The organism is Pseudoalteromonas sp. McH1-42, from assembly GCF_022347845.1.
In the GTDB taxonomy this organism is placed as follows: Bacteria; Pseudomonadota; Gammaproteobacteria; order Enterobacterales; family Alteromonadaceae; genus Pseudoalteromonas; species Pseudoalteromonas rubra_D.
The window spans coordinates 26,248-42,214 of the sequence record NZ_JAKRFU010000002.1; the positions used below are offsets into that span (position 1 = coordinate 26,248).

Annotated in this window: 13 protein-coding genes; 6 read left to right on the plus strand and 7 right to left on the minus strand. The window is 45.4% G+C overall.

All coding sequences use genetic code 11. The annotated features are described in order from the left end of the window. The first annotated feature begins 66 nt into the window (after nt 1-66). From MHN31_RS02150 to MHN31_RS02160, 3 genes are read left to right on the plus strand one after another with little or no spacing between them, the layout of a single operon-like run. Nucleotides 67-1,989: a PrkA family serine protein kinase gene (locus MHN31_RS02150; RefSeq protein WP_010382242.1), complete on the plus strand. Its 1,923-nt coding sequence runs from the start codon at nt 67-69 to the stop codon at nt 1,987-1,989. A 23-nt stretch (nt 1,990-2,012) separates the two neighbouring features. Continuing rightward, a complete protein-coding gene (locus MHN31_RS02155; protein ID WP_125560189.1) occupies nt 2,013-3,293 on the plus strand; it encodes a YeaH/YhbH family protein in 1,281 nt (426 codons plus the stop codon). Nucleotides 3,294-3,307: 14 nt separating this feature from the next. Next, nucleotides 3,308-4,819 (plus strand): SpoVR family protein, encoded by a 1,512-nt coding sequence (locus tag MHN31_RS02160; RefSeq protein ID WP_239443348.1) that lies wholly within the window; start codon nt 3,308-3,310, stop codon nt 4,817-4,819. 56 nt (nt 4,820-4,875) lie between these two features. Here the strand turns inward: MHN31_RS02160 and MHN31_RS02165 are convergent, their stop codons facing one another. Then, nucleotides 4,876-5,847 (minus strand): diguanylate cyclase, encoded by a 972-nt coding sequence (locus MHN31_RS02165; protein ID WP_125560187.1) that lies wholly within the window; start codon nt 5,845-5,847, stop codon nt 4,876-4,878. Nucleotides 5,848-5,851: 4 nt separating this feature from the next. Further along, nucleotides 5,852-6,856, minus strand: a complete 1,005-nt coding sequence (locus tag MHN31_RS02170; protein ID WP_125560185.1) for a response regulator — start codon at nt 6,854-6,856, stop codon at nt 5,852-5,854. 202 nt (nt 6,857-7,058) lie between these two features. Here MHN31_RS02170 and tpx point away from each other — a divergent pair, with 202 nt between their 5' ends. Further along, entirely contained in the window at nt 7,059-7,646 is a 588-nt protein-coding gene (gene tpx, locus MHN31_RS02175) for a thiol peroxidase (protein WP_125560183.1), read from the plus strand. Between the two features lie 63 nt (nt 7,647-7,709). Here tpx and MHN31_RS02180 read toward each other — a convergent pair whose 3' ends face one another. Continuing rightward, nucleotides 7,710-8,144, minus strand: a complete 435-nt coding sequence (locus tag MHN31_RS02180) for a GNAT family N-acetyltransferase (protein ID WP_239443349.1) — start codon at nt 8,142-8,144, stop codon at nt 7,710-7,712. A gap of 50 nt (nt 8,145-8,194) precedes the next feature. Next, nucleotides 8,195-8,938, minus strand: a complete 744-nt coding sequence (locus MHN31_RS02185; protein ID WP_138537525.1) for a sporulation protein — start codon at nt 8,936-8,938, stop codon at nt 8,195-8,197. A 214-nt stretch (nt 8,939-9,152) separates the two neighbouring features. Here MHN31_RS02185 and MHN31_RS02190 point away from each other — a divergent pair, with 214 nt between their 5' ends. Both MHN31_RS02190 and MHN31_RS02195 read left to right on the plus strand, forming a co-directional pair. Next, a complete protein-coding gene (locus tag MHN31_RS02190; RefSeq protein ID WP_125560179.1) occupies nt 9,153-10,724 on the plus strand; it encodes a cation:proton antiporter family protein in 1,572 nt (523 codons plus the stop codon). Nucleotides 10,725-11,008: 284 nt separating this feature from the next. Beyond that, nucleotides 11,009-11,293 carry a hypothetical protein gene (locus MHN31_RS02195; RefSeq protein WP_125560177.1) on the plus strand — a complete coding sequence of 95 codons (285 nt, stop codon included), beginning with the start codon at nt 11,009-11,011 and terminating at the stop codon, nt 11,291-11,293. A gap of 56 nt (nt 11,294-11,349) precedes the next feature. Here the strand turns inward: MHN31_RS02195 and MHN31_RS02200 are convergent, their stop codons facing one another. The 3 genes from MHN31_RS02200 to MHN31_RS02210 all read right to left on the minus strand — a co-directional run bounded on the left by MHN31_RS02200 (nt 11,350) and on the right by MHN31_RS02210 (nt 15,949). Beyond that, nucleotides 11,350-12,327: a sterol desaturase family protein gene (locus tag MHN31_RS02200; RefSeq protein WP_239443350.1), complete on the minus strand. Its 978-nt coding sequence runs from the start codon at nt 12,325-12,327 to the stop codon at nt 11,350-11,352. Between the two features lie 108 nt (nt 12,328-12,435). Continuing rightward, nucleotides 12,436-14,664: a TonB-dependent receptor gene (locus tag MHN31_RS02205; RefSeq protein WP_239443351.1), complete on the minus strand. Its 2,229-nt coding sequence runs from the start codon at nt 14,662-14,664 to the stop codon at nt 12,436-12,438. A 10-nt stretch (nt 14,665-14,674) separates the two neighbouring features. Beyond that, nucleotides 14,675-15,949 carry an imelysin family protein gene (locus tag MHN31_RS02210; protein WP_239443352.1) on the minus strand — a complete coding sequence of 425 codons (1,275 nt, stop codon included), beginning with the start codon at nt 15,947-15,949 and terminating at the stop codon, nt 14,675-14,677. Nucleotides 15,950-15,967 lie beyond the last annotated feature (18 nt).

Genomic DNA, 15,967 nt, shown 5'->3' on the forward strand with positions numbered 1-15,967 from the left:
CCCGACTAAGCTTTAAGTAGCCTTGCATTAAGAGACCGCATCATCAACAGGTTATTGGAGTTCATTATGAGTATATTTGAGCATTACCAGTCCAGATACGAAGCGTCCCAAGAAGAAGAGTTCACGATTGCGGAATATTTGGAAATATGTAAAGAAGATAAAGCTGCATATGCGAGCGCCCCTGAGCGCCTGCTAATGGCAATTGGTGAACCTGAAATGGTTGATACTTCGACAGATGCGCGGCTCAGCCGTCTGTTCTCAAATCGCGTCATCGCACGCTACCCCGCTTTCCATGAGTTTTATGGCATGGAAGACGCCATTGAACAGATCGTTTCTTACCTAAAACACGCCGCACAAGGCCTGGAAGAGTACAAGCAAGTACTTTACTTGCTTGGCCCAGTCGGTGGCGGTAAGTCCTCAATTGCTGAAAAACTCAAGTACCTAATGCAGCAGGTACCCATTTATGCAATTAAAGGCTCCCCGGTCAACGACCACCCACTGAGCCTGTTTAATCCGCTCGAAGATGGTGAACTACTTGATAAAGAGTATGGCATTAACAGCCGTTATTTGCGAACAGTGATGTCACCTTGGGCAACTAAGCGATTGCATGAATTTAACGGTGACATATCCAAGTTTAGAGTAGTAAAACGCTACCCTTCAATTTTAGACCAAACGGCCATCGCCAAAACTGAACCAGGCGACGAAAACAACCAGGACATTTCCGCATTGGTTGGTAAAGTCGATATTCGTAAACTGGAGCATTACGCTCAAAATGATCCAGATGCCTACTCATATTCAGGCGCACTGTGTTTAGCGAATCAGGGCTTAATGGAATTTGTAGAGATGTTTAAAGCCCCCATTAAAGTGCTGCACCCATTACTCACCGCAACGCAGGAAGGCAACTATAATGGCACAGAGGGTATCTCGGCTCTGCCCTTTAACGGCATAATTTTAGCGCACTCCAACGAGTCGGAATGGCAATCATTTAAAAATAATAAAAACAATGAAGCGTTTCTGGATCGGGTCTTTATCGTTAAAGTGCCCTACTGCTTACGTGTTTCGGAAGAAGTTAAGATATACAAAAAACTCATTGAAAATAGTGAACTCAAAACTGCACCTTGTGCTCCTGGTACGCTAGAAACCTTAGCTAAATTTTCAACTCTGTCTCGTATCAATGAGCCTGAAAATTCCAGTATCTATTCTAAGATGCGTGTTTATGATGGTGAGAGCCTCAAAGACACAGATCCAAAAGCGAAGTCTTATCAGGAGTATCGAGACTACGCTGGGGTCGATGAGGGCATGACAGGCTTGTCAACTCGCTTTGCATTCAAAATATTGTCACGTGTATTTAACTTTGATCATGCAGAGGTTGCTGCCAACCCTGTACACTTGTTTTATGTACTGGAGCAACAGATTGAACGTGAGCAATTCAGTGCAGAAGTCCAGGAGCGTTACCTCAGTCACCTGAAAGGCTACTTGATCCCACAATATGTCGAGTTTATTGGCAAAGAGCTACAAACGGCGTACCTTGAATCGTACTCAGAGTATGGACAAAATATTTTCGACCGTTATGTCACGTACGCCGATTTTTGGATACAAGATCAAGAATACCGCGACCCGGATACTGGCCAGCTATTCGACAGAGCAGCACTCAATGCTGAGCTTGAAAAAATTGAAAAGCCAGCAGGCATTTCGAACCCTAAAGATTTTCGTAATGAGATCGTCAACTTTGTGTTGAGAGCTCGTGCTCACCATAATGGTGCAAACCCTGTCTGGACAAGTTACGAAAAACTCAGAACGGTGATCGAGAAAAAAATGTTCTCGAACACAGAAGAGTTGTTACCCGTTATCTCATTCAATGCGAAAACCTCAGCTGAAGATCAGAAAAAACACGAAGACTTTGTCAATCGTATGATGGAAAAAGGCTATACCCAAAAGCAAGTCCGCTTACTTTCCGAGTGGTATTTACGGGTTAGAAAATCTCAATAACATTAGCGGTTGGAGGGTGTTCTATGGCACATTTCATCGATCGTCGACTGAATGGCAAGAATAAAAGCACGCTGAATCGTCAGCGCTTTATTAGACGTTACAAGAAACAGATAAAAGAAGCTGTTTCTGACGCCATCAATAAAAGGAGTGTCACTGATATTTCAAGCGGTGAGAGCATCTCTATACCGCAGCGAGATATCAGTGAACCGATTTTCCATCAAGGCAAAGGCGGTAATCGCGAGCACATTCACCCGGGCAACGATCAGTTCACAACCGGTGACAAAATTCAGCGTCCGCCCTCAGGCCAGGGCGGAGGTGCTGGTGAGGGCAATGCGAGTGATCAAGGTGAAGGCCAGGATGATTTCGTTTTTTCCATATCGAAAGACGAATATCTTGACCTGTTGTTTGAAGACCTTGAGTTACCAAACTTACAAAAAAGCCAACTCGACAAGTTGGTACAAATGAAAACACACAGAGCGGGCTTTTGTAATGACGGTATGCCCAGTAATCTCGACATTGTGCGATCTTTAAAAGGATCTGTTGCACGCCGAATTGCTATGACAGCCAGTAAAAGAAAACAACTTAAAGAGTTGGAAGATAAGCTTGAACTATTGTTGCAAGAACCCGTTCCTAAACAAACCGAAATCCAACAGCTAGAGCAGGAAATTGCAGAACTGAAACGTAAAATTGAAGCAGTGCCATTCATTGATAATTACGATTTGCGGTTCAGGAACTACGAAAAGCGACCGCACCCTACGAGCAAAGCAGTCATGTTTTGTTTGATGGATGTGTCAGGCTCAATGGATCAGGCAACTAAAGATATGGCAAAGCGCTTTTATATTTTGCTCTATCAGTTTTTAACACGCACCTACAAAGACATTGAAGTCGTTTATATTCGTCACCATACACAAGCCAAAGAGGTCGACGAGCAGGAGTTTTTCTACTCGCAGGAAACGGGCGGTACCATTGTGTCGAGTGCGTTGAAATTAATGGATGAAATTATCGCTGATCGTTATGCGCAGGGCGATTGGAATATCTATGCCGCGCAAGCATCTGATGGCGATAATTGGGCGGATGACTCTCCACATTGTACTGATATATTGACGAACAAACTGCTAAACACGGTGCGTTACTACGCCTATATCGAAATCACCACACGTGCTCACCAGAGTCTGTGGCGCGAATACCAAGGTATTGCGGACACATTTGACAACTTTGCCATGCAGCATATTCGGTCGGTGGAAGATATCTATCCGATATTCAGAGAGCTGTTCAAGAAAAACCGACAACAGAATGCAGCCTAACAGGGGGAGTGCCTATGACGTATAACCCGCTAAATGATGGCCCGGATTGGACGTTCGACCTGCTTGAGGAGTATCAGGCTGAAATTGCCCGTGTAGCGGCCCATTATAGACTGGATACCTATCCGAACCAGATTGAAGTGATCACCGCAGAGCAAATGATGGACGCCTACTCCAGCGTTGGCATGCCCATTGGCTATGCACACTGGTCTTACGGTAAGAAGTTTATCCAGACTGAGCAGACTTATAAACGAGGGCAAATGGGCCTGGCTTATGAAATTGTGATTAATTCAGACCCCTGCATTGCCTATTTAATGGAAGAAAATACCATGCCAATGCAGGCGCTGGTAATGGCACATGCCTGCTACGGACATAATTCCTTTTTTAAAGGCAATTACCTGTTCAAAACCTGGACAGACGCTTCTTCAATTATTGATTATCTGGTTTTCGCAAAAAACTATGTTGCCAAGTGCGAGCAAAAATACGGAATAGATGAGGTAGAAAACTTACTGGATTCTTGTCATGCTCTGATGAATTATGGCGTGGACCGCTATAAACGCCCTCAGCAGATATCAATGTACGAGGAACAGAAGCGTCAAAAAGAACGTGAAGACTATCTACAGTCACAGGTCAATGAACTCTGGCGGACCATTCCTCAAGGCAAGCAACAGGATGAACGAGAAGACGTAAAGTTCCCATCTGAGCCACAAGAAAACATTCTGTACTTCATCGAGAAAAACGCACCGCTGCTGGAGTCCTGGCAACGTGAGATAATTCGGATTGTACGCAAAGTCTCTCAGTACTTTTATCCACAACGACAAACTCAGGTCATGAACGAGGGGTGGGCAACATTTTGGCATTACACGATCCTTAACCACCTGTATGACGAGGGGAAGTTAAGTGATGCATTCATGCTGGAGTTTTTGCAAAGCCATACCAATGTGGTTTATCAGCCTCCCTACAACAGCAAATTTTACTCGGGCATTAACCCCTATGCGCTGGGCTTTAATATGATGGTCGATATACGTCGTATCTGTGAAAACCCAACGGATGAAGACAAGTATTGGTTTCCGGAGTTTGCCGGTAAAGATTGGCTGGATACGCTGCACTTTGCTATGGAGAATTTTAAAGACGAAAGTTTTGTGAGCCAGTTTTTGTCGCCAAAAATAATGCGCGATTTTAAGCTGTTCACCATTATAGATCAGGAAAAGTCCCCTCACCTGGAGGTCGGCGCTATTCATGATGAATCAGGCTATCAGAAAGTCAGAAATAGTCTGTCTGCTCATTACAACTTGAGTAATCATGAACCAAATATTCAGGTTTACAATGTTGATATACGAGGTGACCGCTCACTAACTTTGAGGTACGTACCGCATAACAAAGTACCTCTTGCAGATTCGAAGAAAGAAGTAATAAAGCACCTGTATCGATTATGGGGCTTCCCCGTTAAACTTGAAGAGCTTCAGGATGATGGGTCAGTGAACATACTGGGCCAGTGTCCCCAGGAAAGTAAAGAAGACACTTTATAGCAAAAAGCCCTTGTGATAAGGGCTTTTTTCTTTGTCACTACAAATATCAGACTTAATTAATGGGCCATCGAAGGGTCGTACACAGTCACCGTGTTACGACCATTTTCTTTTGAATGGTACAAAGCGGTGTCTGCAGCCTCTATCCACTGCTCGTACTTTTCGAAATTGTCATCACAACATGCAATGCCGAGGCTCACCGTTAATTTAATCTCTTTGTTATCATAATAAATAACTGAATTCTCGATTAAGCTACGCAGCCTCTCTGCAAATACTTTGGCGCCTTCGGCGTCGGTATCAACTAAGGTTACTGCAAACTCCTCACCACCATAACGGCCTGCAACATCTGTTTCACGAAGTGTCTTTTGTAGCAAGTCAGAGATATGGCGAATAGCCTCATCACCGCCGCTATGCCCGTAGGCATCATTTATGCGTTTAAAGAAGTCGATGTCAAACATCAGCAAACTGCTGCTACCATGACTGCGCTGCAAGCGTTTGAACTCTGTCCTTAAGCTCTCCTCCCAATAACCACGATTTGCCAGTTTAGTGAGGCTGTCAGTGCGGCTCATTTTTTCCAGAGTTTTATTGACCTTTTCAAGTTCAAGCTTGTTCATGGCTTCGTCAGTCACATCGTAAATGATGACACAGATGTGCCCCACTTCGCCGGTCACTGTCGTTAGTGGAATAAAAGTCGCATTTTGATACATATAGTCGGCTTTGCCAGTAATTGGCCGATAATTCTTGAACCGAAAAATATAGGGCTGCTGCTCCCAGATAGTAAACGAGCGGTTCTTCAATACAAAAACCGGTTCTGATTTACTCTTAAACCACGCTTCGTCAATACCAGGGAATAAGTCGAACACGTCTTTGTCTTTAACCGCGCTTGGCAATAACCCGGAATGGTTTTCCATAAAACCATTCCAGACGCACACTCGATAATGCCTGTCCAGTACGACCAGGCCAACATCAACTGTGTTAAACATATCCATTAACCAATGGATCTCATTCATGTCAAAATCAGATGCAGGCATAATTCTAATCTTCTAGCAGGTACTCAACTTTATATTTGAGTGTTTTCAGTGAGTCTTCGGTAAACAACAACATTAAATCACAATTAATGTCATGGTTTTCGATCCCGTAACTAATTTCAATCGCTAACGTACGTTGCCACCTGGCTTTATTTGCCTTCACCAGTTCGGACACTTCGCAATGCTGCCCTAGTACCACAGGGTGGCCCTGGCTGAATGGCATGTCGAGCTGCTTCGAGAGTCCGGTCAATATTGCTCCTATCAGAATATTACTGATGTCCATGAGCAACTCAAGCTCCACTTTTTGATTGAGCTCTCCTTGATAACTCATCAACGACGCAATTTCTTTAAAACTGGAATCATTGAGCAGGAGTAGGGCTTCTCCGGATACACCACCACCGATGAACCCTTGGCACACACCGGACGTTGTGGCGCTGGCATCGATGGCTTGCAATGCCATATGCAGTTCACTGACCTCAAGGACGTTGACATTCGGAATAGGTAATTCTACGAAGACGTTCAACAAGCGTGCCAGTAAATCACCAGCCTGACCCATCGCGACATTGGTGATCTCCTGATAGATATCACGGATCTCAGGCTCAAGCTGCTCCCCGAGTTTATGCACCAGATTGGCCCGAATGGCTTTGTCTTTGATCCCATGATGAGTGATGATTTCTTCAAGCTTCGCGGCATCACAGGGTTTTCGAATAAAATCTATTGCGCCCAGTTCTATGACTCTTTGGTGCGCGTTTGGCTGGATATCTCCAGAGACGACGACTGTCAAAACATTCAATCCTTGTTCGTTTATTGCTTGTAACACCTCATATCCATCCATGTGAGGCATGTTTAAATCCAAAAAAAGTATCTCAGGCGAGACCACTTTTATTTTTTCAATACAGTCCAGGCCGTGCTCAGCAAATTCTACTTTAATATCCCAGTCGTCCGGCAATGACCGCGCCAGTTGCCGGCGAGCCAATTTTGAATCATCGCATATCAGGACAGGTGTTGACATAAAAGCTCTCTTCGCTTAGCGGCTAACTCATTGTAAGAAGCCGAAATTTTTCTAATTATAGTTATGACACAGCAGCATTTTAGGACTTACATGGTAATCAAAGCTTGACTGATTTACAATCCAATTTACTGCAAAGGTTGGTTATATAATTTCAGTATAATACACTGACGAGAATTGCAAAAAATTTAAAAGGGAATACGTTATGCGGATCTTAACCTTGCTTGCTGCGTCTCTATTGACAATTGCCAACCCAATCCATGCCAGTGAGTTGCCTGAAAATCAGGTTGACGCGGGCAAAGTCAACGCTCAGGGAAAGCCTGTTACCTTATTAGGCCAGGGCATTAAAGTCGGCGACACTGCACCTGACTTTAAAGTTGTCGATGGCAACTTTGTACCTGTTACCTTAGCCAACTATCAGGGAAAACCCGTTCTGATCAGTGTGGTGCCGAGCCTGGACACCGGGATTTGTAGTCTACAAACCAAGTACTTCAATGAAAAAGTAGCTAAGGAGTTTGCTGGCGTAGCAATGCTCACCATCAGTGCAGACCTGCCATTTGCACAAAAGCGTTTTTGTAAAACAGAAAACATCGACCAGATTGATACCCTGTCAGATTCAGTCTGGCGTGACTTCGGCGCTAAGTACGGACTCTACATCAAAGATATGGGATTATTAAGCAGAGCGGTTTTGGTCTTAAACAAAGACCATAAAGTGGTATACAAGCAGCTGGTCAGTAATCTGGCCAGTGAGCCTGACTACCAGGGTGCCATCGAAGCACTTAAACAACTCTGATTAGCACTACATACCGCTAAACTGGTATATAGTGCCCACTGTATACCAGTACCCACTCTAGCTCTAGCGCAATATCATGTCTATGTGCTCAATCCCGTCTTCCAGATATGCCTCGCCACAAGGTACAAAGCCGAGAGACTGATAAAAGTGAGTCAGGTAAGTTTGCGCTGCGATTTTAATCGGTTGTGCACCATAGTGAGCGTGACAGGTCTCTATCGCTCGGGTCATCAAAGTTTGTGCAACCCCATTCCCCCGACATTCTGGCGATACCAGCACGCGTCCAATGGCACTGGTATTGGATTGTGGCTTGTAACAGCGGGCATATGCCTGCACTTCCCCCTGCTTAATTAAGAAAACGTGATGTGTATCAGCGGCCCTGTCAACCTCATCAATTTCCTGATAAGCGCAAGCCTGTTCAACAACAAACACGGCAATCCGGGTTTTCAAAATACTGAAGAGCTCGTCATGTGACAACTGGTAAAAGGTTTTAACTTGCATGGGTTTTATCACTGTGGGTAGATACGCCTCCGATGAGGCGTAGAATAGATTCAGGCAAATAGCCTTTCCAGCTGGTCACACAACTGAGACAGGTTAACGTGGTCATGCTCAACCGTCAGGTCTACGTAGCCATCTCCACGAAAGGCTCTGTCGAGCTCAATCAGCACATGCGTGCGATGTGCTTCCGGCACAAAAGACAACTCAACTTCCTGAAGTCCGAACAAGGACGTATTCGCGGGACGGTATTCTATTTCCTGATAACAACCAGATACCGATTGAAAATTCGATGCTTTCAGATAACCGCGCTCAACATCTGCTTTAATCATTCGAAAGCCGAGTTTCTCCATTGCCATTAAGCAGTTTTTAACGGCTTCATTTGGATATATATGCAACAGATCTTTGTCACTCGGATCTAAAGCCAGGTCGATATCCAATCCGGTTTCCAACCACACATAACTATGGTTATACGGTGCATTGATTTCGGTAATCGGAGTTTCTGAATGCAATCTGGCCTCAAACGGGATCACTTTCTTTTCACCCGGTGCTATGGTGAATTGGCTACCCACACGCCACTTTTCAATGACCTGATTTGCGTAGTACTCGCCATTGTCTCCTTCAACCTTGACTTTCGTCATCAGCGCTAACTCTAAACCGCTAATTTCTTGTTCCACATCTCCACCCACAACAACGATCTGCGCCTGAAATTTCTGGCCCGGATGCAGGTGTTCTGTTTCTAAAATTGTATCTACTTTCGCGGCACCAATACCTACGGATGCCAAGAGCTTTTTAAACATCTTATCTCCTCTCGAGGATGTCCCCTTATCCGCATCTTAACCACATTTTTTCTGGTTTGTCAGCGAAAATTTATAGTGATCAGCCAAATAGTTGGAGATAAACCTTATTACTAGCATCATACAGCACTTACTATTCACTAAAGCGGCCAATTTTTCATTTATATATCAGTTTGTTTTGTTACACTGCTAACACCTTAGACTTGACTGAATCACTATGGAATTACTGTACTTTGCCGTTGCCTTTGCCTGTGGCTTTTCTGTCTACCAACTTAAACTCCCGCCTTTAATTGGCTTTTTGCTGGCGGGTTTTGTGCTCAATCTGTTAGGCCACAGCAGTACCGACTTACTCACCCAACTAGCCGATTTGGGTGTCACACTATTACTGTTCAGTATTGGTCTAAAACTGAAGGTCTCGAATCTGATTAAACCTCAGGTTTGGGCACCCGCCAGTTTACACTTGGTGACCAGCATTGCTTTTTTCGCCTCCTTGCTGCTGATGCTGGGTGCGTTTGGCTTGCCTTTATTCGTTGACTTGTCGTGGCAAAGTGCCTGCCTGGTTGGATTTGCGTTCAGTTTCTCCAGCACCGTTTTTGCTGTTAAAGTACTGGAAGAACGAGGCGAGATGGCCAGTCTGCATGGTAAAATTTCCATCGGGATCCTGGTTATGCAGGATATCTTTGCTGTAATCTTCCTCGCTATCAGCACAGGAAAATCTCCCAATGTATGGGCGCTTGCTCTGCTGGTTGGTTTGCCATTGTTGCGACCGCTGCTATTTTGGATACTCAACCGTTCAAAACACGGCGAATTATTACCCTTATTCGGATTCTTCTTTGCACTGGTGCTCGGTTACCACGGATTCGAGTTAGCAGGTCTTAAAGGTGATTTAGGTGCCCTGATCATAGGCATGTTGTTTGCCCCGCATAAAAAAGCAGGTGAACTCTCTAAAGCTCTGCTCAATGTCAAAGATATCTTGTTGGTCGGCTTTTTCCTCAACATTGGCCTGAATGCCAATATCTCGCTCGAAGCTGTGCTGATTGCCGTATTACTTGCCGTTGTGTTACCAGTTAAAGTCTTCATTTATTATCTGTATACCAATATGTTCAGACTACGTGCCCGGACATCGCTACTCAGCGCATTTACACTGTCAAACTACAGTGAATTTGGCCTGATCGTGTGTGCTGTAGCAGCCAGCAGTGGCATGATCACCGCCGACTGGCTGGCTGTGGTTGCACTGGCAGTTTCAGTGACGTTTGTGCTCGCCACACCGCTCAATAAGAAGGCAAACGAAATTTATGTGAAGCTGGAACCCCTGCTGGTTAAGTTTGAGAGTGATAAGCGACTAGAAGAAGAATTACCAGTTAATCTGACCGACACGCGTATAGTGATCTTTGGCATGGGGCGTATTGGTACAGGTGCTTATGAGACCATTCATGCCTCCTATCCGGGTTCAGTCGCTGGTGTAGATATCAAACCTGAGGTGGTAGAAAAACACATCAGCCTGGAGCGCCGCGTACTGCTGGCCGATGCAACTGACCCAGATTTCTGGCAACGCGTAAATCACTCTAATGTAGCAATGGTTATGTTGGCAATGCCCAAGCATATGCAGAATATTTACGCGCTGGAGCAGCTAAAAGCGTCAGGCTTTTCAGGTCAGGTTACCGCTATCGCCAACTATCCGGATCAACAAAAAGAACTTGAAGATTTGGGTGTACATTCAACTTATAACTTCTATCTGGAGGCCGGTAGCGGCTTCGCAGAACACGTTAAAGAAAAATTATTTTCATAGACTAAAAAATAATTCTCAGTATCGATAGGGGTACTGAGAATTATTTCTAATTCCGCATCATATAGTTACATCTAGACGTCTAAAAATCAGGCACATAACTCTGACGGTTTTGTAACTCTACGATTTACAAAGCTTTACATCATCGTTGGTAATTGCCCCTCAATTCGAAGTACACTGGGCTCAGTAGGTTAGTTGCACTAATCTATTTTCTCAATTTAAATCTTATACTTATACCCCTCAATCAGGAACATTGAGTGGGGACCATATTATTCGAGAGGGCAAGCATGTTAAAAAATAAATCGGCTTCTTACTTTCCTGCAGCGGTGGATGATGCAAATGCAGGCCCGCTCGCGAAACTGCAAGCGCAATTGGATGCTATTCAAGATTCAGGAATGACAGCGTTGACAATTAGGGACATTCTTTTTCACAAAATGCTGGACATGCATGCAGTCCCTAAAGAACACTTTTTACGCGATCAGGCAACCCCTGACAGATTAGACGACCCAGCGATTATTGAGCAACTAAACGCGCTGGGATTCTATCGCACCTCGCCAGGTCAGGTGCACTAAGTTTCAATTTATGGGAGCCTACTCTCCCTTATAGGCTGGCAATGCCCGTCGCCAGCCTATTTCTCTTCTTTCACACCACCACGTACTTTCTTTGGCAGCAAGCTAAACCACGCTTCTCGCAGCGGCTTCAGATATATGGCACTTAAGCTATCATGACCTGCGTCGTATCGACCTACGCCGATTTCAATGTTGGTCACTGCTGATGCACGGATCAAAGTTCGCCCCATTCTGTCCCAGATGGCCAGTGCCGAACCCAGATTAGTATCAAAATGAGCCGGATCAGCACTATGATGGATCTGGTGTTGTGCCGGGCTGATAAACCAGTTTTCTATCTTGTCCCCCCAACTGAACCAGATGTGTGAATGCCTCAGATTCGAACCAAAAATATTGAATAAAAAGACGAAAGCATTCGCACCCAGAATATCAAACATGCTCAGCGCCGTACCGAAGACAAAATAGCCCAGACCAACCACAATCCCCTGCGTCAGAGCCATCCGACATGCATACAAGTAACTTTCAACCGGATGAGAGCGGTAAATAGTGAATGGAGTCAGCACTTTTGCAGAATGATGCACCTTATGAAACTCCCAAAGAAACGGGATTTTATGTAACGCAAGATGCAACAGGTAACGCGTAAAGTCATCGACCAGAAACAACATCAGTGTGAACAGAAAAATCACCACTGAATCATGCCAGGCCAAATGCAATGGTGCACCAAATAACCACTCAAGACCATCAGAGACAGCAATAGCAACGGGTACCATAGTTAATACGATAGGCGCAAACGTCAGTGCTTTGATCAGTTTGTTGACAACAAATAAGCCATAATCCAGTTTCGCACTGTCAGACAGCCACACATCACGTGGGAACAGAAACCCCAGAAATCCTTTAAACGAACGAGGGCCTTGTAGTTTGTTGTAAACCAAACCAGCCATTGCAACCGCACCAAGCAGGTAGAGCCAATAAATGCGTTTGTTGGCATCCAGTAAATAACCGGGCAAAGATATCAAGCTTTGCCAGAGCGTTTCTATCATATAGTAGGCAGACTCCTGTAAAAAAGGCCACTGATGAGTGGCCCTGTAAGTATACATAATTATGTCAGATAAGCAGCGGATTGTGCATCTGACATTAACTCATCCAGATTAGAATGAATATTTATAACCCAGTGTAAACTGGCGAGGTTTGCCTGGCCGAGCCCCATAAGGACGACGGCTGACAATCTTGGTCTCATCCAGCAGATTATCGACCTTAGCGTAGACCTGACCATATTTACCTAACTCATAAACTGCGGACAGATCAACGGTTGTAATAGCTGACACCTCTTTGCCTTCAAGCACCAGATCATAGCTACCATTTGGTGCATTTGAGTCTGTAGTGCTATCCCAGCTTCGCCCAGCCGCTTCAGACATAGAGCCGACATATTTTACAGCAAGTGATACGCGCCAATCCGGAGCCGACACACCGATGTTAAAGCTGGCCTGATGCTCGGGCAGATAAGGTAACTCGTCACCGCTCTTTACATGACCCCATTGGGCAAAATTAGTATATCGATCGTTTTTGAATTCACCTTTGGTGTAGGTATAAACAAACCCGTAAGGGATATCAATTTGCAGATTCAGAGGATAACGCTGACTAAACTGAGCTTCCAGACCATAGACATGGGCCTCACCGCCGTTGAACTCTTTGCCGACTTCCAACGCACCACAGTTGGACTGGCCGCAGCTTTCTTTCAGATTGCTGTAATCATTGAAAAAGCTTACCACTTCAAGCTGAGTTATCCCATCGTTAAAGCGGCCGCCGAATTCATAGTTGGTGCTCTTCTCGATTTCGATATCAACCGACTGCTGCGGAGAGGCTGGAGAGAACCCCTGATGAACACCAAACAAAATACCTGAGTCTTCTGACAGCTGATAGAAGCCACTCAAACCTGGCAACCAGATCCGGGTGGTTTTATCCTGCCAGTCGTCTGCATCAACGGTATTCTGATACGCCATGTCCATCAGCTCACCACGTATACCCACACCCAAAGTTAAGGCATCTATAGTGACCTTGTCCTCAAGGTAGACAGACCAGGCCTTGGTATTTTCAGTGTTTTGGGAGGTATAGACTTTATCTAAGCCCAGATTAAACGCACTGCCGTCTCTCATTCCGTAAGTTTCGTTGAAGTGCTTACGCTCTATTTCATCTTCATGAAAGCGAACACCAAACGATAAGGTATTGTCGTACCCTGCCAGCTTAAATTTGGCAGACCCGTCCACCTGGATCCCCTGCGAGAAGTACTCACGATCATTGGTGCCCATGGACAGGTAATTAGGACGACCATTGTCAGCAATCGAGTCAGCCGTGCCACTGATCACCTGATACAAACGTTGATATTGCTCGTCTTCCGGATTTGCAAGGATCTCAGGTAAGGTCGCATCGGTGTTGGTCAACCCGTCCAGCTTTAACCAGGCGCGCTCATAATCATTGCGATAAACGCGTGATGTCAGACTCACATCCTGATATTTCAGATGGTGGGAGAACATTACCTGACTGTGCTTAGTATCCATGTTGTCAGGCTGAGACGCAGCATAACGCCGATATGGCGTGGCATCAAAGTCCGCATCAGTCAGACCCAGGTAGGTTTCATTAGATAGCTCGTCAGCATAGCTGAGCTTAAGTCCGAACGTGTGCTCGAACTCCCCTTGCTGCAGCTTATAATTGAACTTAGCCAGCAGGTCATTTTTCTCAAATCCGGTATCTGCCCCCCCATCAAGGTCTTTAAAGCCATCGGCTTGCAGATTCACCCCTTCAAGCAAAAATCCAACATTATTTACCACAGACCCAAAATATGCGTGCGCTTTGGTGTAACCGTCACTGCCCGTGGCCAAATCAATCGCACCTTCAGAAAACTCAGGTACCGCACGAGTAACCAAATTCAGTGCACCAGCCACAGATTGCGGTCCATGTTTGATAGCTGCTGGGCCTTTAAAGACCTCAACGGCTGTCATCCGGGTTGTCACAGGGAAATAATAAGCAGCAGGGGCAGAGTAAGGTGCCGGGCCAATCAATACACCATCTTCCATAATGGTTATTTTTTTGCTTCGTTCTGGTGTTACACCACGAAAGCCGATGTTCGGACGCAGGCCATAGCCATCTTCCTCACGGATATTCACACCCGGTACTGATGCTAATATACGATGGATGTCATCGTACTCAAACTCCGCCAGCTGCTCTTCACTCAACAACGTCGCAGAGCCCGCTTCTGTGCGAAGTTTATCGTAATGACTCAGGATTTGAATGTGTTCCATGTCGTCATTGTTTGCATCACTGTTTGCCAACACCTGAGGTGCTGCCAGCGCAATAGCCATAGCTAAAACAGATCTTTTCATCATGAGTCCTTTAATCACTATCACCTGCCGATGTTTTAGGAAGTTCCAGCGCCAACTTTTGAATAAAGTCGTTTTTAAGCTCATCAGTAACGTCTTTGACCTTAGCATGGGTATTCGTCACACCAGCGGTGTCTTCTTCTAACGCTTGCTGTAAGCTACCATTCAGAGCATCTGTCGCCGCTTTTGCATCTGCAATACCCTGCAACATCACTTCTTTGGTCTGACTGGCATCTTGTTCGTCAAGGAAATCATCAAAGCCTGTGGTGTCTTCACTGTCTGTACCCTGACCAAGGAAGATTTGCTCAAATGCCGCGATATTGGCCTGGATATTTTCTATTGAATGCTCAGCAAAGCGCGATTCTACTGCCTGAGGACACACTTCAGTACCGCATTGGTTAGCAAATAAGCCCAGCGGTGTTGCAAGTTTATAATCCTTGAGCTCTTCGGTCATATAAAAGAGCGCGTCGGAAATAAGGTTAACCGCCTCAGTGACTGTGGCAAATTCACTACCGGACTCTCCCGCATTCTTTAGCTTAGCGGCGTAGCCTTGTTCGCCCGCCCATTCAAACATTAGTCGCTCTGACGTTGCTTTCAGATCAGTGGACACCTCAACTGCATACTGACAACGCATGACACGGCGTTGTTGGTCTTCGAGCGTATTCCATTGGGCTAGAATTTCACCACTGGCTGCCGCAGAGCAACTGTGGTCAAGCTCGTTGTTAAACAATAAATACTCAAGAGCGTCTAAGCCACGACGTTTATTACTGCGCTTGCTGATATCGTAAGGGACACCATTAATATCGCCCTCAGCAAAATAGGCCACATCCTGATCAACATTACAATAATTGGTATCTGGCCAGGAGTAGATGTCTTTACGCAGTGCTTTGTCGTCTGCCAGCAATGGACCAACGATCATCAATTCAGCATGTTGCCAGCTCACCATCGCCTCTTTCCAGCTATTTTGTGCAGCGAGTAATGCTTCATCACGCGCTGTTTTCGCAGCATCGTCCTGCAAGGTCGGATCAAATGCCGTTTCCAGGTCACAATACGCTTTAATCACAGCGGTTTGTCCACTTGCTTTGTCAGCAAATTGCTGGAACGTGGGGGTGAAAACGTTGTCGGTCAGGTTCGCTACGAGCTTTTTCTGATCGAACGTCGTTGGCTCTACCACCGGGGTACCCTGATTGTATCCTGGACCCGCAGAGCTGGACGTGCTTTCACCACATCCGCTTAATGCCAAACCAATGGCCGTTGCCAGTAAGATAGGTCTGGTTTGTCTTCTCATTATTTGCCTCAAATGAAT

Bases quoted from the DNA above. Each gene is read 5' to 3' on its own strand.
- MHN31_RS02150 (WP_010382242.1), top strand. From the start codon at position 67: ATGAGTATATTTGAGCATTACCAGTCCAGATACGAAGCGTCCCAAGAA.
- MHN31_RS02155 (WP_125560189.1), top strand. From the start codon at position 2,013: ATGGCACATTTCATCGATCGTCGACTGAATGGCAAGAATAAAAGCACG.
- MHN31_RS02160 (WP_239443348.1), top strand. From the start codon at position 3,308: ATGACGTATAACCCGCTAAATGATGGCCCGGATTGGACGTTCGACCTG.
- MHN31_RS02165 (WP_125560187.1), bottom strand. From the start codon at position 5,847: ATGCCTGCATCTGATTTTGACATGAATGAGATCCATTGGTTAATGGAT.
- MHN31_RS02170 (WP_125560185.1), bottom strand. From the start codon at position 6,856: ATGTCAACACCTGTCCTGATATGCGATGATTCAAAATTGGCTCGCCGG.
- tpx (WP_125560183.1), top strand. From the start codon at position 7,059: ATGCGGATCTTAACCTTGCTTGCTGCGTCTCTATTGACAATTGCCAAC.
- MHN31_RS02180 (WP_239443349.1), bottom strand. From the start codon at position 8,144: ATGCAAGTTAAAACCTTTTACCAGTTGTCACATGACGAGCTCTTCAGT.
- MHN31_RS02185 (WP_138537525.1), bottom strand. From the start codon at position 8,938: ATGTTTAAAAAGCTCTTGGCATCCGTAGGTATTGGTGCCGCGAAAGTA.
- MHN31_RS02190 (WP_125560179.1), top strand. From the start codon at position 9,153: ATGGAATTACTGTACTTTGCCGTTGCCTTTGCCTGTGGCTTTTCTGTC.
- MHN31_RS02195 (WP_125560177.1), top strand. From the start codon at position 11,009: ATGTTAAAAAATAAATCGGCTTCTTACTTTCCTGCAGCGGTGGATGAT.
- MHN31_RS02200 (WP_239443350.1), bottom strand. From the start codon at position 12,327: ATGATAGAAACGCTCTGGCAAAGCTTGATATCTTTGCCCGGTTATTTA.
- MHN31_RS02205 (WP_239443351.1), bottom strand. From the start codon at position 14,664: ATGAAAAGATCTGTTTTAGCTATGGCTATTGCGCTGGCAGCACCTCAG.
- MHN31_RS02210 (WP_239443352.1), bottom strand. From the start codon at position 15,949: ATGAGAAGACAAACCAGACCTATCTTACTGGCAACGGCCATTGGTTTG.